The organism is Pontibacillus litoralis JSM 072002 (genome assembly GCF_000775615.1).
Lineage (GTDB): Bacteria > Bacillota > Bacilli > Bacillales > BH030062 > Pontibacillus > Pontibacillus litoralis.
Map to the genome: position 1 here is coordinate 1 of NZ_AVPG01000021.1, position 26424 is coordinate 26424.

The window sequence follows — 26424 nt, forward strand, 5'->3', positions numbered from 1 at the left end:
CAAGTTTCCGCCCATGCAGGGCGCACATCCAAAAAACACCTTCAAGATTTTGGAGGTGTTTTTTGGTATTATAATTTTTTATATAGTCGGTTCATAATATATAAACAGTAAACAAATACTACAACGTAACAAATGAAAAAAGGGTGAAGGCAATGATTTTAGCAATGGTATTATCCGTATTAGTTTCTTCTGTTCATATCCCTATAGAAAAGGCAGTCACGATTGAGAAAAACACGTTACAACAAAAAGAGGATTGGTATGATATCAAGGTTGAATATCCGATCATGACCTCTAATGAATACGGAACTTACGCTTCACAAATGAATACCATGTTTCACAACAAAGCGAAAGAGCACATGGAAGGTAGCATCCAACATGCAGAAGTGTATCGCTATTTAGCTCAAAAACGAGATGCTCCATTACAATACCAATATACATACGACATCACCTACAACGAGAAACCACTCGTAAGCATCCTGTATACACATTATGAATTATCAAGTGGACCGAAAGACTTCTCTTATCATTATGCCAAGACGTTTCATATGCAAGAAGGTAAAGAACTCAAGCTAGATGACTTCTTTGTGCCTTCTTCCACGTTCCGAACGTTTTTAACAAAGTATGTAAAAAGCGAACTTAACAAACAAACAGACACCGTTTACTTTGAACAATTAGAATCTAGGCCTAAATTTTATTTAGATAAAAATGATCTCGTCTTATTCGCCCTGCCTGGTGATTACGTTCCGCCTGAAGAACATGCCCCGCACATTAGAATTCCATACGAACAGCTCCGGCCATATTTGAAAGAGCAATACAAGAGCATCTTCCTTTCCTCCATGTACTAACACAACGAAGTCGTAAAAGAAGCTGTCTGAACAATGTAAAGCTAGACTACTTCAAGACAGCTATCTATTTCTATTCTTTTACATCTATTAAAGCACCTTTATACATGTTCGTTTGTTGCAATGGAGCGTGCATCGTTTTGGTGTGCTTTTTCAACTGTTTTTCTTCACCTTTTGCTATAATGGCTAATACAGTACCCTCATTAGATCCTAAGCGCCCTGTACGTCCGGAGCGGTGAACAAATGTCGCTAAGTCATCAGGGATATCCATATGAATGACATGGGTAATACCCGAGATATCAAGTCCTCTTCCCGCCACATCAGTCGCTAATAACACATTCACGTGTCCATCACGGAAATCGTTTATTGCTTGCGTGCGATCTTGCTTTTTCGTATCACCATGTAAAACCGCTATATTCACCTTTCGATATGCTAACTTTTCCGCTAACACTTGTAGGTTACCAACATCTCGAACAAATACTAACGCTTTGCCGTTAATGGCGTGCAACACTTTGCGAAGGGTTGCTTCTTTTTCCCGCACTTCACACAGGATGTAACGATGCTCTACTTCTGGTTGATTGTCTTCTTCCCTCTTTACTTGAACCATCTGTGGCTCAACCATTAATTCACGGGCTTTCTCCACAACTGAGTCAGATAATGTTGCCGAAAATAAAAGTAGTTGACGATCTCGTAACGTGCTTTTTACAATTTGTTCAATCGTTTGTTGGTGCTCAGGAACGAGTAATTGATCCCCTTCGTCTAAAACGATGGTTTGTATTTCATGCATTTTTAGTTTCTTTTGTTTAATTAACTCCAACAAGCGCCCAGGTGTACCGATTATAATGTGTGGCTTTTTCTTAAGCTTTTCGATTTGTCGTTTGACATTTGCTCCCCCAATTAAAGTTGTGCTTTTTATCGAGGTTCCTTCTGCCCACTTTTGTACTTCTTGATGAATTTGCATCGCTAACTCATGAGATGATGCTAGAATGACTGCTTGAGCTTGCTTTTTGTCTACATCAATCTTTTGTAATATTGGCATAAGGTACGCTAACGTTTTGCCACTTCCTGTCGGTGCTTCTGCCATTACATCATGTCCTGCTATAATATACGGTATTACTTCTCGTTGAATTGCAGTTGGTTCTTTAAACCCGGCCTTGTCCCAAACGGCTTGGATAAATGATGGGAGGGTATTGTAAAAGGTTTCATGTGACATAGTGAATTATTTCCTTTCTTCCGTTAAATAAATGATGTCCTTAAGTATACCTTATTTACGGAACAAAAAAAATGCCCTTAACCAAGTGTTTCACTTGATCAAGAACACTTTCTTATTTATTCATATCGCAAAGATTCGATAGGGTCTAATTTGGACGCTTTGTTTGCAGGTAATAGTCCGAATATAATACCAATTACCATCGAGAATAGTAATCCGCCTACTACCACTTGCCATGAAATGAGAGATGGCCAACCAGCAATAGCTGATACAATAGATGCTATCCCCCAGCCAATGAGAATACCTAATATACCACCTACTAGCGTTAGTGTGATTGACTCAATTAGAAATTGAATTAATACTTGGTGTCTTGTCGCCCCTAACGCCATTCGAATACCGATTTCTCTCGTTCGTTCTGTAACGGATACGAGCATAATATTCATTACACCAATTCCACCAACAAATAACGATATACCAGCAACGCTTCCAATAATTAACGTCATAATCTGTGTAACCTTACCGATTCCCTCTGCCATTTCTTCAATGTTAAACACTTGGTAGGATTCTTCGGTATTGTGTGCGTTATTCAGTAAAGTTGTTGCTTGTTCACCGGCTGATTCAATATTTTCTGTATCATCAATTTGCAATGTAATTTGGGTAATGTCATTTGATCCATAAATCGTTTTCCACGTATTAAATGGAATGAACATTTGTACCGCTCCAAAATCAAACATACTTGAAGGTGGTTCAAGTACCCCTATTATTTCTACAGGCTGCGCACCAATCCGTACAATTTTACCAAGTGCAGATTCTCCATCTAATAGCTCTTCTTCCATTGACTGACTTACGATGGCGACTCTACGCCCGCCGATAAAGTCAGCAGACGACAAGCCTCGACCGTCCTGTACATGTAGCCCATTTACATCGACATATGCTTGATTAATACCAGAAACAGAAGTATCTAACGTTTGGTCACGATACCTTACAGTAGAGCTTTGCGAGCTAGATGTGACAATATTACTTACCTCAGGTATAGTTTCTAACAAGCGCAAATCCTCTTGGTTAAACGCCGCTTCATTCCAAATATTTGGGTTGGACTGCATTTCCTCTTCCGACGGTTGATAGAATACCTCCACTGTATTACCAGGTCCAGCAATTTGCGACTTTAACATCGCTTCCCCGCCTTGCCCAATCGCGACAACAATAATTACAGCTGCAACGCCAATAATAATTCCTAACATCGTAAGGATCGATCGCATTTTGTGAGCCATTAAAGAAGAAAGGGCCATTTTTATATTTTCCATAAAGCTCATCGAACAGCCCCCCTCACTTCTTCGTCCACAATTAACCCGTCTCGAACGAGTATGGTTTTGCTCGCATATGCCGCTATTTCTGGTTCATGCGTAACTAATATAATGGTCGTTCCCTCTTGATTAAGCATAGAGAAGATGTCCATAATAGCATCACTCGTCTTCGTATCTAATGCACCAGTTGGCTCATCAGCTAAAATTAACTGCGGTTGATTCACTAACGACCGTGCGATTGCCACGCGTTGCTTCTGTCCTCCTGATAACTCGCTAGGAAGGTGATCAACTCTGTCTTCCAGCTCTACCTTCCGCAACGCTTCAAAAGCCCGTTCTTCTCTTTCCTTCTTCTTTACACCGGCATAGATCATCGGTAACTCGACATTTTTTTTGGCTGTTAATCGTGGAAGCAATTGAAATTGTTGAAATACAAACCCAATGGATTCGTTTCTTACTTTGGCTAAATCCATTTCTTTATATTGAGCAATATCCTGGTTTTCCAAATAATAAGCGCCAGAAGTTGGTTTATCCAGACAACCAATTATATTCATTAACGTTGATTTACCAGATCCAGATGGGCCCATAATAGCACTAAAATCACCCTTATGAATTGTTAAGTCAATGCCCTTTAATACATCTAGTTGTTCAGATCCCGTCATATAACTTTTCTTTATTTGTTCTAGTCGGATCATTGGATCGTCACTTCCATCCCATCTACCGCATTGTCTGGTAACTGTTCGGCGACTTTATCTTCTTTCGTTACTCCTTCTACTACTTCCATTTTGTCGCCTGTTGTTAATCCAACTTCTACTTTCTTTTTCTTCAAGACGTTGTTATCAATAATAAACACAAAGTAGTCTTCTCCATCTTGTTGAATGGCGGTAATAGGAAGTGTATTTGTCTTTTTGGCATTTGTTTCAATCTCCATTGTCAATTGAAACCCAGGCTTTACATTCATTTTTTTGCTCGTTACGTTCACTTCAACAGGATACTGTACCGCTTGACTTTCGTTCCCTAACCCTTCTGCTTGTTGCTTAGGTAGCGTACCAATGCTCGCCACTTCTCCTTGCCATTTCTTTTCTGGATAAGCATCTGACGTAAGGATAACGCTTTGCCCTTCTTTCACTTCAATCGTGTCATATTCAGACAAAGTGCCTTCTACAACGAAATCAGACATATCCCCGACATATACAATTGGCTGAGAACTTTCACCGGAAATAAACGACTCTGGTTCATTTCTTTGTAAAACGGTTCCATTCACATCGCTTGTCACCGTTAACTCATTTGTTCTTTTTTCGAGCATATCTTTTTGCAATAATTGCTGTTCTAACTCGCTATTGGCTGTGCGCTTCTCTAAATCTAATTGTTCCCGTTGTTCTTCTATTTGCTTTTCTGCTTCTTTTTCCCCTACTTGCTTCTGTAAATCTTTCTTCGTATCCTCAAGACGCTCCACCTGCTTATCAATATGATTAATACGGTAATAACTGTTATTGATCGCCGTTTGATTTTGCTGCTTCTCTAAATCTAATTGCTCATTCTCATACTCAACGAGAACGTCACCTTTTTTTACTTTATCTCCTTGTTGCACTGGAATAGATTTTACTTCTCCTTGTTCAGGTGAGGGATAGACGACGTGCTTAGACCCTAGCTTAAGTGTGCCAGGAATAATGATATCAGATGATAACGTTTCTTTTTTTATTTTGGTAACTTTCACGCTTGGAGCTACTGCACTAGCTTGACGATAAACTCCAATTCCAATTGTTGCAACAATTAGTATCACAACCCCAGCTATAATAAAGCTTTTTTTCATCTATAATGCCCCCAGTAAATAGCCTAAATTGCCAATTAATAACCCAATTACATAAATTACGATTGCCGTTGTATAAGCAACACCTTTCGATAACCCGGCCACTTTATGAAGACCTAAGCCAACTAAAAGCATTTGCCATATAGCAAATAATTCAATACTGTTTAACAACATATTGTCAGAGTTTAACACACCGGCAAGACTCGTCATTAAGAAAAGGGAATTCCCACCAATCGCCATAACTATACCGTAGTTTAACAACGCACCAATTGCCCCAATAAAAATAATAAATGTATTCATAGAAAATAGTTGCTTAAAAGTAACAGAAGAACCGGCTATTTTTGTTACGATTAAGTGAAGGACTGAATAAATAAATACCATGAGAACAGCTGTAACGATTCCCCAAATAACCATAAAAATTCGGGTGAATAACAGCATCCCCTCCCATTCAGCTTCCGAAATCCCTTCTGTACCTTGCGTTCCCATAAGAACTTGAATGTCCATCGATATAGCTGCCATGGACATACTTACCAAAAACATAAGACTTACTATAATAAGCGGGACAAGGATACGTGGGTTTTGTTTCATTCGTTCGAATTGCTGTCCTGGATTTAATATCATTCCAAATAAAGACGGCTTCCTTTCCTTTGTAACATTTGTGTTCGTTTCCACATTCGATTCCATTCCATCACTTCCCCTTCTTTTGATTTATTTCCATTACAAATACGAAGCATCTGTCCAATAGGTTTCAAGAATATACGAAACATTTTAAAGTTTACCATGAGACGGATAAGGGAATGGAACATATACACCATGCAAATCACTATATTTAATATTAAATTAAAATTATTTTAATTAAGCATTGATTTTTATTCATTCTCTATTTATAATAATTATTGTTAGATATTATTTATTATGAGGTGATTCTATGAAACAACAAAAACAATACATGACAAACCAAGCTGGCGCACCAGTTGGAGATAATCAAAATTCAATTACTGCAGGATCAAGAGGTCCGACATTAATACAAGATGTTCATTTATTAGAAAAGCTGGCCCATTTTAATCGCGAGCGTATTCCAGAACGCGTCGTTCATGCGAAAGGCGCAGGTGCTCATGGCTATTTTGAAGTAACGAATGATGTAACAGCATATACGAAAGCAGCATTCTTATCTGAAGTTGGCAAACGCACTCCTATGTTTGCACGCTTCTCAACAGTTGCAGGGGAAAAAGGTTCCGCTGATTCTGTTCGTGATCCACGTGGCTTCGCCTTAAAATTTTATACAGAAGAAGGAAACTATGATTTAGTAGGAAATAATACACCCGTTTTCTTCGTTCGTGATGCCATTAAGTTTCCTGATTTCATTCATACGCAAAAACGAAATCCAGCAACAAATTTAAAGGATCCGAATGCAGTATGGGACTTCTTCTCCCTATCACCTGAATCATTGCATCAAGTAACCATTTTGCATTCAGACCGCGGCATTCCTGCTACATTCCGTCACATGAACGGCTATGGTAGCCATACATTTAAATGGACAAACGCTCAAGGAGAATCGTTCTGGGTAAAATACCATTTTAAAACAGAACAAGGCATTAAGAATATGGATGAAGCAACTGGGCAGAAATTGGCTGGGGAAAATCCTGATCACGCAACAGAAGATTTATATGTATCTATTGATAATGGCGACTTCCCTACCTGGAAACTATACGTACAAATCATGCCGCTTGAAGACGCAGATACGTATCGTTTTGACCCATTTGATGTAACGAAAGTATGGTCTCATAAAGACTATCCGTTAGTAGAAGTTGGTCGTATGGTACTTGATCGAAATCCAGACAACTACTTTGCTGAAGTAGAACAAGCTGCTTTCTCTCCTGGCACTTTAGTACCTGGTATCGACGTTTCACCTGATAAAATGTTACAAGGAAGATTATTCGCTTATTCCGATGCCCACCGTTACCGCGTAGGAGCAAATCACGAAATGCTTCCAATCAACAGGCCGCGTGCAGATGTAGAAGTACGAAACTATCAACGCGACGGTGCAATGCGCTTTGATCAAAATGGTGGCGGTTCGGTAAATTATGAGCCTAATAGCTTTAACGGACCACAAGCAACACCAGAAAATAAACAAGCAGCTTACCCTGTTTCAGGAATAGCTGACAGTGTAGCGTATGATCACCATGATCACTTCACACAAGCTGGGGACTTGTATCGCCTTATGCCAGAAGATGAAAAAACAAGATTAATTGACAATATTGTAGGATCTATGAAAGGTGTTGCTAGTGACGAAATTAAGTTACGTCAAATTGAGCACTTCTACAAAGCAGATCCTGAATACGGACAACGTGTCGCCGACGGTTTAGGTTTATCTGTACCAGCAAATGCATAATTAGCATAAAAAAGCAAGAGCCTCATTCTTTTCATAAACGAAGAATGAGGCTTTTTTTGTATGGAACGTAGGATCAATGGTATAATATACATTCCATTATGGACATTACATAGACTGAAGGTGATGAAATGAAAAAAATCGTCCGTAACAGTTTCATTGGAGTTTTAATAGTCGTGGGACTTATTTTTTATTTCGATGGAAAACACGTTCATACGAAACAACTGCAAGGCGTTGAAATTCAAGAGAAACACGAAAACCAACATAACGGCAAAGTTCAGTATACGATTGTAGCAGGGAATGAAGAATTAATTGTCGATCATCAAGCAACGTGGGACTTGATTGAAGAAGGCGAAGTGTACAACATTGAATATGAATACGCAAAAAGTATTGACCCAACTGTTCTTTCTATTGTTGACGAATCACAGTCGTTAAAAGGAAGTGGGCATTAAATTTGAGTTTTAGTATGAATGACGAAAATAAAACCGCACGAGATCGGTTCCTATAACCGATGTCATGCGGTTTTTTCATACAAGAGTTTTGCCCCTTTTTTCACGTTTCTTCTACAAAGGACGTCTCATACACTAAAACACCTTTTATTTCACAGACAAATGTAAAGCCAAGAGAACGCCAAAATATTTCCGCCCTCTTATTTGTCGGTAATATCCCTAAACGTAAAGCACGCATTCCTTTGTCTTGTATCTGTTGACGAAATGTCAAGTAAGCTTGCGTACCAAACATATACCCTTGATAATCACGATGAATCATTAGTAGCCCGAGCCACGGATAGCCATCATTCGGATTATTGTCCATATAATTTATGATGCCAATGTAAGTGTCATCTAATTTAACAAACAAACTAGTCGTGTCGTGATGAAGCAACTCTTCTTCTATTTGTTCAGATGTTCGATAGCTCTCTCCATGCTCTACCTCTATATATTCTGGATTAGAGTTCCATATTTCTTCTGCAATATACAAAGTATCATGCGCTACTCGTTCGAAATGAATCACGGCCTATTCCCCTTTTCATCAAAAAAACCCGACATCAAGCGTCAGGCTTTGTTTATCCTTTCTCTAACATGAATATACCGTAATATCGACGGACAATCCATTCTTTTCATCTCATGAAATTTCTATTTATACTAAGAAGACTTGATGGATATATGTTCTTCATTTGGCCAGAATAAAAGCCTTTGTCCCGTTGATAAAATGATTGCTTCTATAACGTCCGGTACTCTTTGGAACATTTGCTTCGAGCACTCGACTACTTTACGTTGAAATTGTTGAAGTTGCACACCAGCACATTCCACGAAATACTTCTGCACGCTAAATAATGCATCAGACTGTTGAATGACGACATGATCTAATATGACTTCTTCTCCAGTATCTTCATCAAATTTATTCCAAAAAGCACAATACCATGCCTCTTTATTCGTAAGTTGTTCGTATGTAAGTTGCTGCATTAAATGATCCATAACTTGAGCTAATTTAATATAATAACACCCATGAGAAAATACGTGTTCATTTAGTTGTTCTTGTTTGTTGTTAATTATTTCAAGCGTTGCAAGCATACTTCGCTCCGTCTGTGGAAGATAGTACAAATCTTGAATGACATCATCAACGAAACGCTGGAGATCTCGTTTCCAATCGAATTGATGCTCCATTACATTCCCTCCTTGTATGTCTAGATACAACCATTATAATTGAAAATGATTATCAAAGTCAATGATTGGCAAATAAAGAAAGGTCTATCTCATTGCCGAACCCATCAAAAAACGTATTCGTCTAACAAAATTAGGGACGAATACGTTCACACACACTTAATGCAATTCATGCAAGCTTATTACTCGAGTAAAGTAGTCTAAAATCGCTCGATTATGTGTCACAACCACAATCGTTTTACCTTGCTGATGTAACTGCTGCAAATAATCTAGTATCATTTTTTCGTTGTCATCATCTAGGCTAGCTGTTGGTTCATCAGCTAAAATCAAATCACTTTCCTGTAAAATGAGTCTTATAACCGCAATACGTTGTTGTTCCCCGCCACTTAACTGATAGACGTACTTATCTTTTAAATGACATAAATTAAACTGCTTTAACAAGTTATCAATTTGCTCTAGCTTCTCTTTTTTCGATAATTTCTTGTATTCAAGCGCCAATTGTAAATTCCATTTAACGGATTCATCTTCAACTAAACCGTAATTTTGAAACAAATAACCGATTTTCTCTCTTCTTAATAACATACTAGTTTTGGAGTGAATAGGAGGGTTTTTCTCATTAAATAACCACAAATCCCCTTCATCTTTCTTCGTAATTAACCCTATAATATTAAGTAATGTCGTTTTTCCACTTCCGCTGTCACCAGTAATGGCTACCATTTCGCCTGCTTCTATCTGTAAATAAACATTAGATAAAATGGCTTCTTTATTAAAATATTTACATACTTGTTCAAGCTTAATAACAGACATAATTATCCACATTTAACTATTTTGTGAATATGACGTTTTATAACGACGTTGTATAGCAACAATAGAATAAAGAAATCTATGACTAGAATAAAAATATAAAACAGCACGTTAAATTCTATGAATAAAGTTATTAAAGAACCACTCAGTAATAGCACATACGTAACGAGATGGGATTTAAACGTTTTAAACATGCTGTACCCGTATACATATTGATATGCGTACCGTCTACTGTTCGTAGTGACATCAACATAATTCGAAATATACATAATGAATAGTAGTGTAAATAGAAAAAGAATGGTAAAAACCAAAGAATGGTACATAATAAATTCCGCATTATGTATGCTCGTCATAAATGGCGTTAATAACGTACCGACATGAACAAGTTCGGTTAGATTATACTCTCCTAATATATTAATCAATGCTTCCCTTTCTTCTAATTTAAAGATAAGATCTCCATTATTTAATACATTATAATAATATAAGCTATCAAAATCCCCTGTATCTATTATTATAATCGGATCTTTTAACCTAATTTTCGAACCATCATATTCCATGTCTTTCCCTAACATTTCAAACTCATGGTTATTTTCTGTATAAATAATCTGCAATTCATCTATCTTATTTGAATTAGCTGTTGGTATACCGTTCCATTTGTTATATTGCAACATATCATTGTAGCGCTCGGTATATATTTCTTGTATCTTTGCGTGTTGTGATTGATACTTCATTGGAACTAATATCGTGGGCTTTTTTAATGAAATATTGTTTAGGTCATTACCATCTTCATCACGTAGATGCAGGAAATCTTGCACATACCGTTCGTTAACGACTATATAGTTTTCCTCTATATTAGAATAGATATCCTCTATACCATCACCTGAGTAAGAAGAAATCGCTAATGCATCAATTAGATGAGTAACACGATGTACATATAGTTGTCCAAGCTCATCAAAATATTGATAGACTTGCTTAATGCCGTCACCATATGCTTCCAGTTGTTGTGGATTATTCATAGCTTTATCATCTGCATCAGCGTTATATCCTGCCGCAGTAAAATAATGTTCCAGTTTTTTATATTCCTCTAACTGTCGAGTCTTTTCTTGATAATCTTCATAGTTTGCGAAAAACAACGATACAGACACCGTAATCGCTAACATCAGAAGAATTTTCACCATATAGAGAAAATAATTCAGTCGATTCGAGTACACGTTGTTTTTAATCATTGAATGAATGTCAATAAATCTTAAACTAATTTGCGTACATAGTAACATCACAACATTTAGGACAACCATACAAATTAAAAAAGCAAAAAGCAAATAAATATAGCGTGAAACGAAATGGTCCGTGTACAAGTAATATAGACCATGAATACTAATAGTAGTAACAACGATCATTAATTCCATTGTTAGAAATTGTTTTAACGAAGCACGTACCATCTTCCCGTTAGAATAACCTAGCACTTTTTTTATGGCATTAACCTTTATTCGAGTAAACGTGTAAATAAACAAAACTAACTGAGAAATAATAAGGAGAATGCCGAAATTCAATGCGTTATATAGAATAATCTGTTTATAATTAATCATACTTTGATACGGTTTAATACTAATGCCAACTTGGTTAGCGATTTGATCTAACACCTTAGAGTCAAGGTCCGTATAAAACACTCCATTACTGTCCACAAATTCTTCGTTTGTTAACGGAAAATACCGAAATGTTTTATTAGCTGCAATGGCTTTTGGCTGTTCTATACTTGCTACTTCCGAATGGTACACATCATAGACAATATGTTGATCCGAAACTGGTGTTTTAATTAATTGCAATTGGCAATCATTTTCACCAAAACACTCCTCACTAACTTGTTCATAAATCGCCAGCAAATGATCAGACGAAGCATCTTCAGCTATGTACCCATCAAGAGAAGAATCCCCCAAATGATTCAATTCAAAGATTGCATAGATTGATTGGTTAAATATATAGGACAGCAGCATTAGTTGTCCTAATAAAAAAATAAATAATAGTTTTTTCATACGTACCACCCACGTATTATTTGAATAAATTTACTGAGAAGAATACTGCGCAGATTACGTACCTCTGTTTTTGTTGTACTCCATAAATATTCCTACATTTCATCCTTCTCCCAAAATAAATAATAACACACTAAAAAAAGGATTTAAAACACCAAAAAAAAGAATTATTTAGAAATAATTAATAGTAAATACCAAATGAGAGTTAATTTAATAAAACGTAACCATATTCGTTGACAAGCAACTCGCAATGCTTTATTGTATCAATTTAGTTTCTATTTCTAATAATAAACTAGAGTTTTTCAAAAAGTTGGAGGTCCATCATGAACAACACGACGAAAGGCATACTATTATTGTTAGCATCAGCGTTCGGATTCGCGATGATGTCGATGTTTATAAAGCTATCTGGCGACTTGCCTACTGTGCAAAAGACGCTATTTCGTAATCTAGTAACAGCTATCATTGCACTAGGGTTTGTATTAAAAAATCAAGAACGTATTTTTGGTGAAAAAAAGAACCAAAAGTATTTACTGCTTCGTTCGTTGTTAGGTACGTTCGGTATCGTTCTGAACTTTTATGCTATTGATCACTTAGTGCTATCTGATGCGGATATGTTAAACAAACTTAGTCCATTTTTATTAATTATATTCTCAGCTATATTCCTAAAGGAGAAGGCGAGAAAATTCCAAGTTGTCGCTGTATTCATTGCCTTTATTGGAACATTATTTGTAATTAAGCCTTCTTTCTCTGTAGAGGTAATTCCTTATGCTGCTGGCTTAACATCAGCAGTATTCGCAGCAGGAGCCTATACCGTATTACGTTTCCTTGGAGATAAGGAACAATTTTATACGATTGTATTTTACTTCTCCTTCTTCTCAACTGTTGTACTATTACCGTTTGTTCTATTTATGTACGAACCAATGTCACTACAACAAACGATTTATTTATTACTAGCAGGATCCTTTGCGACCATCGGACAATTCGGGATTACTGTCGCCTATAAATATGCACCTGCCAAGGAAATTTCGATTTATTTTTATTCTACTATTATCTATACATCCATCATAAGCATGGTCGTGTTCGGACAATTCCCAGACATGTATAGCATAATCGGTTACTTCATTATTTTTGGAGCATCTTTTTATATGTATATCCAAAATAAAAAACAAATGAGCTAAGCAAAAGTAGCATTCGTCCATTCGAATGCTACTTTTTCTATTGTGGCTTAGAAATTGTTACTCCTCGCATGTATCCTAAAATGTGCGTATGATAGAGGTATAGGAGAGGAGTTTTTACCATGAAGTTATTGTTAACAGGATTTGAGCCTTTTTTGAATTATTCCATCAATCCGACCGTGACGATTGTAGAGAACTTACATGAGCAAAAACTAGAAGATTTTTCAGTAGAGGGCCGGCTTTTCCCTGTTGAATTTCGGGAGGCGCATCAACAAATGATTAGCGCTATTCAAGAGATGCAACCGGATGTTGTTTTATCCCTTGGGCTTGCGGCAGGTCGAAATAAAATAACCCCCGAACGGATTGCAATTAATTGTCAAGATGGAGATGCAGATAATAGTGGTTTTAAACCTGTAAACCAGCCGATTATTCCAGGTGGAGATGCGGGTATTTTCAGCACGCTTCCAACTACAGAAATCGTTCAGACTCTTACAAACGCTGGTTTTCCAGCTGCTATCTCCAATACTGCAGGTACATATGTATGCAATACGGTAATGTACGCTGCGTTACGTCACATCCAGGAGTACTCATTACCAATCCAAGCAGGGTTTATTCACATTCCTGCTTCCCATGAACTGGCGATTGAACATGGTAATCTCCCAAGTTGGTCACAGGAAGACTTAATAGACGGTGTAAAACATTGTATACAAGCTTTAACAAAAAATTCATAACCTTTTCACTAAACCATGTAGCCATTATTTGCTATAATACAATTAGACATCACGATTTCCCATCATGAGCAGAAAAATCTGTACATATGAGGAGGAAATGAATCATGAAGTCTGTAACCGAAATGCTTGGCCAAGAAGCGGAATATCTACTGGAGCATAGGTCAAATACGATTCCGAAAGAAAGGCTATACGCCCCTAGTCCTAATTTTGTCGATGAGGTGTACAAATCAACTGATCGTTCACCTGTCGTGCTTCGTAACTTACAAACGTTATTTAATCATGGGTATTTAGGTGGCAGTGGTTACTTATCTATCCTTCCTGTCGACCAAGGGATCGAACATTCCGCAGGTGCTTCTTTTGCTCCCAATCCGTTGTATTTTGATCCAGCTAACATTGTGAAACTCGCCATGGAAGCAAATTGTAATGCTGTTGCTTCTACACTAGGCGTCCTTGGTGCAGTAGCTAGAGATTACGCTCACAAAATTCCATTTATCGTGAAATTAAATCATAACGAATTATTATCGTATCCAAATAGCCATGACCAAATTATGTTTGCTTCTGTACAACAAGCATATGACATGGGGGCAATTGCTGTCGGAGCAACCATTTATTTCGGTTCAGAAGATAGTGACCGACAAATTCAAGAAGTTGCGCATTGCTTTCAACACGCTCATGAGCTAGGAATGGCAACGATACTTTGGGCATATCTTCGCAACCCTGCTTTTAAAACGCACGAAAAAGACTACCATTTGGCAGCCGATTTAACAGGACAAGCGATTCATCTAAGTGCAACACTACAAGCGGATATCGTCAAACAAAAACTCCCAACGACAAATGGCGGATATACAGCACTGCAATTTGGCAAGACGCACGAAAACGTATATACGAACCTAACGAGTGACCACCCCATTGACTTAACACGCTATCAAGTCGCCAATTCCTTTATGGGACGAGCTGGTCTCATTAACTCCGGTGGAGGCTCAGCAGATAATGATTTGAAAGAAGCAGTAAGAACCGCCGTTATCAACAAACGCGCCGGGGGGATGGGGCTTATAATGGGACGAAAAGCATTTCAAAAACCGATAGAAGAAGGCATTGAAATCATTCGTGCTGTCCAAGAAGTGTATGCTAATAAACATATTACATTAGCCTAACATAAACGAGGTTAGGACATAACCTAGCAAAAATTAAAAAAGCGCATGAAATCAAATTTAAAAACCTTGATTTCATGCGCTTTCTATTTTGGGAAAATCAGAAATTTCATTAATACCTTAACTTCTGTCCCAGCGTCGCTTCCCTTATAACCTCGTTCTAGGAAGTTTCTTGTTGATACCACGCTCAATCATCGTAAGCATCTGCATATCTTTTGCTGCAACAAACGTAACTGCCACACCATCTTCACCAGCACGGCCTGTTCTTCCAATTCGGTGTATGTAGCTTTCCACATCTTGGGGAATATCATAATTATACACGTGCGTCACACCTTCAACATCTAGCCCTCTAGCAGCTACATCGGTCGCAATTAACAATTGGACCTTTGCCTCTCGAAAAGCGTCCATAACCTTCTCCCGTTTTTTCTGCGAAAGATCCCCGTGCAACTCATCTACTAAATACCCTTGCGCTTTCAAATCACCGTACAATCTACTTACACGTCGTTTCGTTCTGCAGAAAATAATCGCTAAAAATGGACGATTATCTTTTAACACTTTACGTAAGGCATCTTGTTTTTGCCGATCGGTTGTTTCGACTACATACTGCTCAATTTCTTCTACCGTTGTTGTAGTTGATTGAATGTGTACTTTGTGAGGATGACGCATATGCTTATAGGCTAATTTATTTACTTCTGAAGCCATTGTTGCCGAGAATAATGCCGTTTGTCTCGTAGATGGTGTTTGTTGAATAATCGCTTCTACCTCGTTTAGAAAGCCAATATGCAGCATTTGATCTGCTTCATCTAACACAAGCATGGAAACATGAGATAAATCCAACGTTCCTCGACGAATATGATCCAATAATCGGCCCGGTGTCCCAACCACAATATTGATCTTTTGCTTCATTTTTTTCAATTGTTGTTGTACATCTTGCCCACCATATACTGCAAGCATATTGTTCTGGTTAGATAGTTGCTTTAATTCGGCCGTTAATTGAATAGCTAACTCTCTCGTTGGTGCTACAATTAACGCCTGGATAACATTTTCCTCAGGATTAACTTTCTCTAGCATGGGCAATAAAAAGCTAAACGTCTTCCCCGAACCAGTTTGTGCTTGCGCAATTACATCTTTGTCTTCTAGCAATAAGGGAATCACTTCTTGTTGAATCGGTGTTGGTTGCGTAACCCCTTGCTTCTTTAACGTTGTAATGGAATGTTCCTTCAATGAAAACTTTGTAAAATCTTGCATATTTATTCCTCTTTCCGTTCCTATTTTCTAAACGCCTTCTCCATTGTACCATTCTATATTCCAAAAAAGAAAAACTCCCTTCTTCATTAAATGTCACAATTATCTGTTATAATGTTCATTATAGAATGCAAGGTATAAAAGGAGGAAACTGGGAGTGCCAATCAATATTCCAAAAGAACTACCTGCACGAGACATTTTAGAAAGAGAAAATATCTTCTTAATGGAGGATGAACGAGCAAACACACAAGACATACGACCGTTGAAAATCCTCATTTTAAATTTAATGCCGGAAAAAGAAAAAGCAGAACGGCAATTGCTACGATTGTTAAGCAACTCCCCATTACAAGTAAATGTGGAATTCATGCACACAGCATCCTATGAATCAAAAAACGTCAGCAAATCACACTTAAGCCAATTTTACAAAACTTTTTCCGAAGTACATCATCAACGTTACGATGGCATGATTATTACCGGTGCCCCAGTAGAGACACTCCCATTTGAGGAAGTAAGTTATTGGAATGAGCTGACCTCCATTATGAAGTGGAGCAAATCGAATGTTACATCTACTTTACACATTTGTTGGGGAGCACAAGCCGCCTTGTATTACCATTATGGAATTGATAAATTTGCACTTCCTGACAAATTATCTGGTGTATTTCCTCATTTCACCCAAGATGCACAACCAGTAAAGTTAACGCGAGGTCTTGATGATACTTTTTTAGCTCCTCATTCACGTTATACCGGTGTATCAGTGGAAGCGATTGAAAAAAATGAGCACTTAACGCTACTAGCAGAATCTAATCAAGCCGGACCTTTACTCATCATGTCAAATGACGAAAAAAATATTATGATTACTGGTCACATTGAATATGAAGCAACAACATTAGCAGAGGAATATCAACGGGACGTAACGAGAGGAATCAACCCTAATCTTCCTATCAATTACTTCCCTAATAATAATCCGAACAACAAGCCACTTCATCGTTGGAGATCCCAAGCATATCTCCTCTTCTCTAACTGGCTAAATTATTACGTTTATCAAGAAACACCGTTTGAATGGTCTACTACTAATGATACGAATTAAAACACATACAAAAGCCTTCCGCTACTTGAGCGTGAAGGCTTTTGTACCTCTATTTTGCTAATTTTCTTCTACGAATGACGAGTAATACGCCACCTAATACAAGTGCTATTACTCCAATTGTAAGTATGTTAAACGTGGAAGTAGCTGTATTTGGTAATTCATATGGGTCATCCGATGGTGCTGGTAAAGTTTCTATGTCCTCTGATTCATCGCTTGATTCCGTTCCATTTGGATTATCGTTCTTATTTCCATTTTCATTGTCTTGATTGTCGTTGTTTCCTTCACCCTTGTTGTCACTGTTATCTGGATCATCTGATTCGTCTAGTTCAAATACAGTAAATGTACTGAGGTGACTTGTCTTAGCAACGACTTTCTTTCCTTTTAACTTAGAGCCAGGAACAACTTCCCAATGACCTGCTTGTTCATTAAAGTAGAACATATGAACATTCTTTTTATCGTCTATTTGACCTTTGTTCACATGAAATGTTAATGTGACAGGTTTGTCAAATACATGTACCTTTTCACCATTTTCATCGATAATCGTAAAGTCATATACAGCACTTTTTGCTTCTTTCATATCCTTTAAACGCTTCACTTGAATTGTCACCTTTCCAGCAGGAAGGTTGCTGGCTGGAATATGAACCGTTACATCATCATTTACGATTTGAACAGCTTGGTTATTCTCCTTAAGCAGAGCAACTTGCTCGGCAGTTAGTTCTATGTCAGCTGCTTTTTCTACTCCTAAGTCTAATATAATATCTTTGTTCGGATTCGTCTGTGCTAAATCTTTATTCGTAATCGATGCTTTTCCATTTATAACGGAAAGTTCAATCACATTAGTCTTTTCTTTGTTATCTTCACCATCTCCGCCGTCATTAGGAGTAGGTGCTTCTACGATACGTCCTTCTTCTTGTGGTTCAATTATTTTTTGTTGCTGAATATAAGTGATTACTGATTCATCAAGAGCAGAGAAATCTCCTTGTACATCATACTTTGTAAGTGACGTATATTGATCGCCACCTGCCACTAAGAAATCGTTCGTTGCTAACGTGTATATTGCTTCGATTTCCATTGGTTCACCAGCAATATTAATGGAATGTACTCGTTCACCTACTGGTTTTGCTGGGTCAATAGCAAATGACATTCCGCCAACATGTGGGAATCCACCACTTGTTTCTGGATAAGCTTTCACACCATTTTCTAATGCTGCTTTTAAATCTTCTCCTGTAACATTAATTGTTTGAATATAGTTGCCAAAAGGAAGAACTGTAATGACCTCTCCTTTTGTCATTACACCTTGATCAATAGAAGCGCGAATGGCTCCTCCATTCATTAAAGAAACATCAGCACCCGTTTCCGCAAGCATGGCGTCCGTAATTAAGTTACCTAGATTCGTTTCACCTGTACGTACATGCTCACGTTCCCCATTCAATTCAACTTTCGTTTCCCCAATCTCTTCCGATAATTCTTCTTCTTGGCTAGCTTCAATTTCTTCAATAACCGCTTCAACTGCAGGATCAGGCTTAATGTCAGCCGCTTGTTCTTTCGTAATACGTGATGCTTCACGACGAATTAAGTCATTGTTCTCATCAAATGAAAGTTCCACTACACCAAGGTTTTTTAAATATTCCCCAGCACTTACAATTAACGTACCACTTTCATTCATGTCATCCACTGTATGACTGTGCCCGTCCACAATAACATCAATTCCTTCTGTTCCTCTTGCAACTTTCAAACTTGTGTCCGTACTAGAAGGATCTGTTCCTAAATGCGTAAGCGCAATAATTACATCAACATTTTTCTTTTCAAGCTCGGCAACCATTTCATTTGCTACTTTTGTAGGGTCTTCAAATGTAATGCCCTCTACGTTTTTCGGATGTGTTTTGTAGTGTGTCTCTGGTGTCGTTAATCCGAAAATACCAAACGAAACACCATCTACTTCTTGAATTACGTATGGATCTAAAATTGGTTCCCCAGTTGCATCATCAATGGCATTTGCACTTAACACAGGGAAATGAGACATCTCGTTCAATTCAAGTAAACGCTCATATCCGTAGTTAAAGTCATGATTTCCTGCCGCCATTGTGTCATAACCAATTGTGTTCATAATTTCTACAATACTCTCTCCTTCTACTAACGTGGAAAAAGTCTTTCCATGGAACGTATCACCAGCATCTAACAATAGTGTGTTCTCATTTTCTTCTTCAAATTGTTGAATTAACGTCGATAGTTTCGCAAACCCCATACCATCGTATTTACCTTCATACACGCGAGAGTGAGAGTCATTAGTGTGTAAAATATTGATTGTCTTCTCTCCATCTCCATTATTTGCATGTGCTAAATCAATTTGTGCTAGCAATGGATCATGATCACTTGCACGACCGTGTTCTTCCATAAAAGGGGCATTCGCATGAACAATGTCTAACTTCGCTTGATCCGCTAAATTATTCGATACTAAAATGTGATCTAACGCTTGAGAATTCCCGCGATAGTTATAAGTCCAACGCTCCGTTTCTGGTAACGTATAAGCTAGATTCGTTAGCTCAGACCCTTGTAATGTTTGTACAGGTTTCGAGAATTCAAAATCATTCATATCACCAAGTACAACGATGTTTTCTTTAGGATTGTCTGCTTGAATATTATTTACAAATTTATTTACTTCTGTCACTAATTTCAATCGTTCTGCTTCACTACCTAAATGTGGTGGTTGGGCTTTTCCAAATAAAGGTGTGTCACCAAATTTAGAATTAAAGTGAGCGTTAACGACAATCACTTCTTGCTCATTAAATACAAACTCTGCCGCTAAAGGTTTACGTGTGTCTGTAAAAGTAGAAGGGGCAATGCGTCCAGGGTTTTTCGATAAATCGCCGTTTTTATACTCTACTGCCTCTGTTGCAGTGCCTTTCTCGGCTTCTTTCAATGTGACACGATCTGGATTGTACAAGTAACCAACACGAATATTCGCTCCTGGTTTTCCACCATCTGCATTATTAACAGGGGCAACATCTGTATATTTATATGTTGGTCCACCTGCTGCAACAATCGCATCTACTAAACGTTGATAAGATTGATCCGCTTCCGTTGTCCCATCATTCTTATCACCATTATTATCCTGAACTTCTTGCAAGGCGATAACATCAGGAGATTGTAGATTATTCGCAATCGACGTTGCTAATTTGTTGACTTTAGCTGATTCTGATGTTGCTGAGAAGTTCTGAATGTTATAAGCTGCAACCGTTAATTGCTCCTCTTCTTGATCTATGGTCGTAATTTCTGGCGTGAATGCTCCATCTTCTTTGGGTGGCAACACTTCATTCGTATCACGATAGATTTTGTAATTCTGATAATCGTAACTCATGACACCTGTAATAGAACCGTTGAAGAAGTCACCAATTTTTGCTGTATAGTTTCCTACTTGCACATACATAATTTCTGGATTTGGGTCATCTTCTGATAGCTTATACCCACCAGCTTCTGTTACAAGTTGATCCGCTCCATTATGAACAACAACTGGTAGTTCACCATACTTCTGTGGACCTACAATAGTTGGTTGGTCAATTTGAACGTGCATTGCTTCTAAGCTTTCATAGAAATCAATCGCATCTTGCTTAGGGTCAAATTGTTCAAAAGCGTCGTTATCAATAATTTTGTCAGGGATAACGCGACCATTTTTCCCTAATACAACTGGTTTCGGTAAGGATTGATCTTTCGCTTTTACTTCAATTGTAGATGCATCAATTTCTGTCATCGTTAAGTCTGTATCGAAACGATCACTATAGCCATCTAATACATATTCTTTCACTTCTCCATCTACAACAATGAAGTCACCAACTTGTAAGCCGTGATTTCTCTCATAAACAAGAATACCTTCAGATGTGTTCTCGTTATCATCGGGATTCACTTCTTGCATATAGACGTTACTTCCGTCAATATGCGTAACAATACCATCTACACCTTGAACAGTTTTCCCTTCATAAGGAGATGTATGGCTTGTCCCTTGAATATCATGAATTTCTACATTATTCAAGTCTTTTCCAATTTCGTACGTAAAAGTAGATACATCACTTTTTGTAAATCCGTCTTTAACAGCCAATGCTTTCATTGTTATAGCTTCGTTTACTTCAATTGGTTGTGTGTATTCTTGAGATGAGGTAGATGGTTCTGTTCCATCGGTTGTGTAGTAAATCGTTGCGTCTTTCGTTGAAGTTGTTAATTCTACTTTCGTGCCTTTTTGTACTAAACCTGCTTTCGGTGTTGCGTTTACTTCGCTTACAACGGTTTTGTCCCCAACCATGTCACTCTTGTTTCTCGGTTGTAGCTTGTACTCGCCATAATGAAAATTAACTACTCCCATTACGATATCATACGATTGACCTGTTTCGACTAAATCAGAATAAATGACAAACGTACCATTCGCATCTGCTGCTGTATGGTTCCCATGCTCATCTGTAGAATCAATTGTTACATCATGAAGTTGAACGAGCTCTCCCTCTACCTCTTCTGTCATTTCATCAGATGTAACAACTGGCGGAACTGGAACACCACTATTCGCTTTAACAATTTCTACATTACTTGTATCAGCAGCGATTTGTGCCATATCATAGTATTGAGACGTTATCCCTTGTACTTGAATTTCATCACCAATGTTTACTTTATTATCAAGATTCTCAGCCCTTACAATAATTCCAGCCGATTCATCTTGTATGTAAACATTCGCTTTTCCACCTTTGACAAAAACAGCTGTGACTGTTCCAGTTGTTTTCACTTCTTCTCCTGAAGTGTTACGAATTTCAGCAATTGTTTTAGGTTCTACTTCTGGTGGTTCAACTGGGTCAGTAGGATCTGTCGTGCTGTCACCGTGCTTTCCTAAATTTTCGAAATAATCCTTAGTTTGTTGATCCCATTCTTCTATCGTGAACGTTGGTGATCCTTTCATTACAGTCGATTTGCGTACGAGTGTCGTATCTTTTCCATACTCGGATCGTTCACCAACTGTTCCCAACGAATCAATCACTTGATTGTTATCCTTAAGTACAATCGCATCGTCACCGTTAAAGTTCACGACACTAGATTGTAAGTCAGTATTTGCCTTAATCGCATCATCTGCTTGTTGATGAGCGATTACATATACACTACCCGCTTCAAGTGTTCCTTCTAACGTAACAGCGTTTGTACTTGCGGTATTACCGTTTGAATATAATTCTACTGCATAATTGCTTAAATCTACTGCTTGTTCCGTCCCATTGTATAATTCAATAGCCTTATTGAAACTAGACCCTTCCACATACTCGGAAATAAATACGGATGTTTCTTGCGATTCCTCTTCTGCTGCATAGGCTACAGGTGTTGTTACCATCGATGAGAACGTTAACATAAAAGCCATCACAACAGGAAGTACTTTGTTTAACAACTTTCTTCCATTCATTTTCTTTCCTCCTATATAGTGGTATTGTCATACATTTCTAAAGATAAAGGCGAAATATGTAGGGAGTGTTAAATTCATGTAAAAAAACAAATTATTTGGTATATGAGAAGAAAGAATGGAAAATGACATCCTTTACCTGTACAATGAAGGTAAAAATGATAAGGAGACGCATGTTTATGAAAAAGTTATCCTACTTGTTTATTATTGTCGGAGTAGCATTCGTTTCTTATGCGCTCATAGAATTATACAATACGCACGCACAAACGAATCAGTCCTTAGAAGAAGCGCAACAATATATAGATGCCGGTTCTAATCCAGCTACTCAACTTGATGATGATCGCTTTATTCCTGATCAAGGGGCGTCTGTCGGGTTATTGTCTATCCCTAAGTTAAATGCAGAATTACCGATTATAGAAGGCACGGATCCAAATGACTTAGCCAAAGGTGTCGGACACTACAAAGGAAGCTACTATCCAGAAGAAAACGGCCAAATCGTATTGTCAGGACATCGTGACACGGTATTCCGTCAAATAGGAGAGTTAGATCTCGGGGATACATTTGAGGTTGAACTTCCATATGGCACATACACGTATGAAATGGTCGAAACAGAAATAGTCCCTGCCGATGATGAAAGCGTGATTACATTACAAGATCAGGAAGAAGAATTAATCGTTACGACGTGTTACCCATTCTCCTACATTGGTGACGCGCCAGACCGTTACATTATGTATGCAAAGCGTATCGATGAATCAAAATAAAATTGCCACTACATAAAGATAGCTTCTTCTTTTGAACAGTATTCATTTATCTAAAAAAACCCTTCCAATCCGTTCTAAACTTAGAACTAGATTAAAGGGCTTTTTATCTTTTTCTTTTAGGCTTCTTTATACTGCACTTTTTTTGAGTGTCTCCTCTTCACATTCGGGATAACGATGGCAACTAAGATGAGAAGAACCCCTATCCACTGTAACCATGATACGCTTTCTTGTAGCACTAACATCGAAGATAATACAGCGACCGGGAGTTCTGCTGATCCTAGTATACTTCCAAGTGTTGACCCGATATTCGGCATGCCATAAGCAAACAAAAATGGCGGGATGAATACTCCGAAGAAACCTAACAATATTCCTTTCCATCCTAGTGCAACGAAAGAATTTAGTTCAATGCTGACCAATTGCGGGATAAAGATGAGAACAACTGTCACCAAGCTCCCTGACACCATATAAAAACTACGCTGAACAGGCGATAACTGAGTTGAAACCTTTGCATTCGACATAATAAATAAAGAAAAACAAATGGCAGCAAGTATACCAAATATAAATCCACGCCAATCAAGCGAGGTCATTAACTGTTCCCACGATCCGCCGCTACCTAAAGCCGTTCCTAAAAATAAGATGGCGATTGAAAAAACAGTTACTCTCTCTGGTAACCTTTTATGGATAACACTGTCTAATACAATCCCGATCCAAACGAATTGAAATAATAGAATAATGGCAATCGACGCATCAATGGTCACTAATGACTGATAATAAAACACTCCTACTAATCCAGTTGGCACACCAGCTACCATTAAAGTCACTTTTTCTTTTATTGAAATGCGATTAACCTGTTTTGCAAGTAATAATAACACGAATAAAATAACCCACCCGACGAAAAACTGACCAACCGTAGCGACTGCCGGACTAATTCCTTCCGCATACGCCAGTTTAACAATTGTGGACAATAAGCCATAAGAACAAGAGCCAATTAAAACGGCAAATATATATTTTAACTTTTTTCGATCTGTTTCCATGAGTTCATTCTCCTATTACAGCGTTTAAGCAATATTCTTTTTATTAACTATTAAGTCCCACTTCTATCAACTAACCACCTTTTTTGTTAGTTGACCTTTAACCTCTAGCGTATAACGACATATCGATTTCAGTAGGTAATTCCAGGATAGAATGCGCTAATTCCTTTCCTAAAAACGGGCCAGCTGTTAAGCCAGAAGCACCTAATCCATTGGCTACGTATAGGTTATCTATGTTCGGAACAGGGTAAGCTACTGGCGTTGATTGAGGAATAAACGGTCTAAACCCTACTTTCGTTTGCACATACATGCACGAAGCAAAACCTGGTGCAACTTTTAATGCTTTGTTCATAATCTCATGAACTCCCCTTATCGTAACACGAGTGTCTTGTACGAGATGTTCCGCCGTTGCTCCAATCACGATTTTACCACCGGCAAACGTTAAAAAATATTGCCCGAATGGTGGCATAACGACCGGCCAATCTTTCGTCTCTATATTATTGGGTATATGTAAATGAACAATCTGGGCTTTTTCATAGGAAATAGGAATATGTACATCGATTGGTTCTAACAATTGCTTTCCCCAAGCTCCAGCTGCAACAATTACAGCATCAGCATAAATTGTCTCCCCATGAACGCTTGCACCGACTAGCCTATTCCCCTTCTTTACTAAAGTAGCCTCCCCTTTGATATATGTGGCTCCATTTTTTACTGCGGCACGAATGAGAGCATCTCTTAACGCCGCACCATTTACGCGAGCACCACCACTAATGTGCACAGCTCCATACTCTGGAGCCAATAACGGGAATAGCTCATTCGTTTCTTCTATATTGAGCTTCGTAATCTCTCCCATTTCCGGATTACGCTCTTTTCTTTCTAATGCCACCTTCATTTTGTTGTTAAGCATCTCTTCTTTTGAAAAAATATTTATCGCACCAACTTGGGCATAGCCTGTTTCGGTTTCCCCGTCTTCTTTCAACATTTCTACTAGCGAAGGATAGTAGGCAGCACCACCTGTTACAAGACGATACCAATCATTATTACGCCGTTTCGTTAGCCAAGGACATACAATCCCAGCCGCTGCTTCCGTTGCTTGTCCAACATGTTCCCTGTCCACAATAACGACTTTAGCACCCTGTTTCGTTAAATGGTAGGCGGTAGATGCACCTAGAATGCCGGCCCCTATTATGACATACTTATTCATGATTTACACCTGCTTACTTTGATTTTCCGATGCTTGCTATCTCATTATTGTACTAGACGTACGTGCATCTTACAATTCATATAAAAAAACGATTCATTCGAATACTTTCTTCCATTTCTTCATACGTATCAATAAGAGGTGAGTCTAATGGATATGGTCTTATATGTCTTATTTACACTCATGATACTGATCGCTGTAGCCGTCAAACTAGCAAACCGTTCAGGAAGTCATCGCAATAATGGATTTGTCCCTTACGATGAATCTGAACATACACAACAAACAGATGAATCTGATGATGGTGAGGAAGGGGGTGGTGATTGATACGCCGCCCCTTTTTTAATATATAGAAGGATGCGACGAGTCATCACGACGGTTGTTACGATTATATATGGTGTACATAGCCGATAGCCGAATCGTTTCCGAACGACGCCCTCCTTTAAAGAAGCAGCCAGAACAACTTCTAAGAATTTAGCTTGTATCAAATGTTCAAATAACGATTCCACTCTCCCAATAGTTTCAAAACCTATACAATCGAACAATAGTAAAAGCATTCGCTTAGAAATTCTCTTGAAC

Annotated in this window: 22 protein-coding genes; 9 read left to right on the forward strand and 13 right to left on the reverse strand. The window is 38.1% G+C overall.

Annotated features, from left to right (window positions below; all coding sequences use genetic code 11):
* Nucleotides 1-152: 152 nt before the first annotated feature.
* Complete coding sequence (locus tag N784_RS12125) at nt 153-845, forward strand: DUF3298 domain-containing protein (protein ID WP_036835283.1); 693 nt, start codon at nt 153-155, stop codon at nt 843-845.
* A gap of 70 nt (nt 846-915) precedes the next feature.
* Here N784_RS12125 and N784_RS12130 read toward each other — a convergent pair whose 3' ends face one another.
* The 5 genes from N784_RS12130 to N784_RS12150 all read right to left on the reverse strand — a co-directional run bounded on the left by N784_RS12130 (nt 916) and on the right by N784_RS12150 (nt 5847).
* Nucleotides 916-2055, reverse strand: a complete 1140-nt coding sequence (locus N784_RS12130) for a DEAD/DEAH box helicase (RefSeq protein ID WP_036835285.1) — start codon at nt 2053-2055, stop codon at nt 916-918.
* A 116-nt stretch (nt 2056-2171) separates the two neighbouring features.
* On the reverse strand, nt 2172-3365 hold the full coding sequence (locus N784_RS12135) for an ABC transporter permease (RefSeq protein ID WP_036835288.1): 1194 nt from the start codon (nt 3363-3365) through the stop codon (nt 2172-2174).
* Nucleotides 3362-4048: an ABC transporter ATP-binding protein gene (locus tag N784_RS12140; RefSeq protein WP_036835290.1), complete on the reverse strand. Its 687-nt coding sequence runs from the start codon at nt 4046-4048 to the stop codon at nt 3362-3364. The genes N784_RS12135 and N784_RS12140 overlap by 4 nt, the downstream gene beginning before the upstream one ends.
* Nucleotides 4045-5166: an efflux RND transporter periplasmic adaptor subunit gene (locus N784_RS12145; RefSeq protein ID WP_036835292.1), complete on the reverse strand. Its 1122-nt coding sequence runs from the start codon at nt 5164-5166 to the stop codon at nt 4045-4047. Before N784_RS12145 ends, N784_RS12140 begins: the two co-directional genes overlap by 4 nt.
* Nucleotides 5167-5847, reverse strand: coding sequence for a YIP1 family protein (locus tag N784_RS12150; protein WP_036835294.1), 681 nt, complete (start codon nt 5845-5847; stop codon nt 5167-5169).
* Between the two features lie 265 nt (nt 5848-6112).
* On the opposite strand from N784_RS12150, the gene katA reads away from it, so the two are divergent.
* Together katA and N784_RS12160 are read left to right on the forward strand one after the other, a co-directional pair.
* Entirely contained in the window at nt 6113-7555 is a 1443-nt protein-coding gene (gene katA, locus N784_RS12155) for a catalase KatA (RefSeq protein WP_156965251.1), read from the forward strand.
* Between the two features lie 128 nt (nt 7556-7683).
* Nucleotides 7684-8004: a hypothetical protein gene (locus N784_RS12160; protein WP_036835296.1), complete on the forward strand. Its 321-nt coding sequence runs from the start codon at nt 7684-7686 to the stop codon at nt 8002-8004.
* A 100-nt stretch (nt 8005-8104) separates the two neighbouring features.
* Here N784_RS12160 and N784_RS12165 read toward each other — a convergent pair whose 3' ends face one another.
* The 4 genes from N784_RS12165 to N784_RS12180 all read right to left on the reverse strand — a co-directional run bounded on the left by N784_RS12165 (nt 8105) and on the right by N784_RS12180 (nt 12047).
* Nucleotides 8105-8563, reverse strand: coding sequence for a GNAT family N-acetyltransferase (locus tag N784_RS12165; protein ID WP_052127298.1), 459 nt, complete (start codon nt 8561-8563; stop codon nt 8105-8107).
* A 131-nt stretch (nt 8564-8694) separates the two neighbouring features.
* On the reverse strand, nt 8695-9216 hold the full coding sequence (locus N784_RS12170) for a hypothetical protein (RefSeq protein ID WP_036835298.1): 522 nt from the start codon (nt 9214-9216) through the stop codon (nt 8695-8697).
* Nucleotides 9217-9372: 156 nt separating this feature from the next.
* Nucleotides 9373-10020: a putative bacteriocin export ABC transporter gene (locus tag N784_RS12175; RefSeq protein ID WP_036835299.1), complete on the reverse strand. Its 648-nt coding sequence runs from the start codon at nt 10018-10020 to the stop codon at nt 9373-9375.
* A 2-nt stretch (nt 10021-10022) separates the two neighbouring features.
* Nucleotides 10023-12047: a hypothetical protein gene (locus N784_RS12180; RefSeq protein ID WP_036835300.1), complete on the reverse strand. Its 2025-nt coding sequence runs from the start codon at nt 12045-12047 to the stop codon at nt 10023-10025.
* A gap of 320 nt (nt 12048-12367) precedes the next feature.
* Here N784_RS12180 and N784_RS12185 point away from each other — a divergent pair, with 320 nt between their 5' ends.
* From N784_RS12185 to N784_RS12195, 3 genes are all read left to right on the forward strand, one after another.
* Nucleotides 12368-13222 (forward strand): DMT family transporter, encoded by an 855-nt coding sequence (locus N784_RS12185; RefSeq protein WP_036835303.1) that lies wholly within the window; start codon nt 12368-12370, stop codon nt 13220-13222.
* Between the two features lie 119 nt (nt 13223-13341).
* Entirely contained in the window at nt 13342-13950 is a 609-nt protein-coding gene (locus N784_RS12190) for a pyroglutamyl-peptidase I (RefSeq protein ID WP_036835304.1), read from the forward strand.
* Between the two features lie 104 nt (nt 13951-14054).
* Nucleotides 14055-15104, forward strand: a complete 1050-nt coding sequence (locus N784_RS12195; RefSeq protein WP_036835306.1) for a class I fructose-bisphosphate aldolase — start codon at nt 14055-14057, stop codon at nt 15102-15104.
* 144 nt (nt 15105-15248) lie between these two features.
* Here N784_RS12195 and N784_RS12200 read toward each other — a convergent pair whose 3' ends face one another.
* Complete coding sequence (locus tag N784_RS12200) at nt 15249-16349, reverse strand: DEAD/DEAH box helicase (protein ID WP_052127299.1); 1101 nt, start codon at nt 16347-16349, stop codon at nt 15249-15251.
* Between the two features lie 154 nt (nt 16350-16503).
* Between N784_RS12200 and metA the strand changes: the two genes are divergently transcribed.
* Nucleotides 16504-17433, forward strand: coding sequence for a homoserine O-acetyltransferase MetA (gene metA / locus N784_RS12205; RefSeq protein WP_036835307.1), 930 nt, complete (start codon nt 16504-16506; stop codon nt 17431-17433).
* A 49-nt stretch (nt 17434-17482) separates the two neighbouring features.
* On the opposite strand, the gene N784_RS12210 is transcribed toward metA, so the two are convergent.
* Complete coding sequence (locus tag N784_RS12210; protein WP_052127300.1) at nt 17483-22858, reverse strand: 5'-nucleotidase C-terminal domain-containing protein; 5376 nt, start codon at nt 22856-22858, stop codon at nt 17483-17485.
* 176 nt (nt 22859-23034) lie between these two features.
* On the opposite strand from N784_RS12210, the gene N784_RS12215 reads away from it, so the two are divergent.
* The gene (locus tag N784_RS12215; RefSeq protein WP_156965249.1) at nt 23035-23616 is read left to right on the forward strand and encodes a class D sortase; all 582 of its coding nucleotides are present in this window, start codon (nt 23035-23037) and stop codon (nt 23614-23616) included.
* Nucleotides 23617-23732: 116 nt separating this feature from the next.
* On the opposite strand, the gene N784_RS12220 is transcribed toward N784_RS12215, so the two are convergent.
* Both N784_RS12220 and N784_RS12225 read right to left on the reverse strand, forming a co-directional pair.
* Nucleotides 23733-24650, reverse strand: a complete 918-nt coding sequence (locus N784_RS12220) for an EamA family transporter (protein ID WP_052127301.1) — start codon at nt 24648-24650, stop codon at nt 23733-23735.
* Nucleotides 24651-24747: 97 nt separating this feature from the next.
* Nucleotides 24748-25851: an NAD(P)/FAD-dependent oxidoreductase gene (locus N784_RS12225; RefSeq protein ID WP_036835310.1), complete on the reverse strand. Its 1104-nt coding sequence runs from the start codon at nt 25849-25851 to the stop codon at nt 24748-24750.
* A 147-nt stretch (nt 25852-25998) separates the two neighbouring features.
* On the opposite strand from N784_RS12225, the gene N784_RS16670 reads away from it, so the two are divergent.
* Nucleotides 25999-26172, forward strand: coding sequence for a hypothetical protein (locus N784_RS16670; protein WP_156965250.1), 174 nt, complete (start codon nt 25999-26001; stop codon nt 26170-26172).
* Nucleotides 26173-26424: the final 252 nt, after the last annotated feature.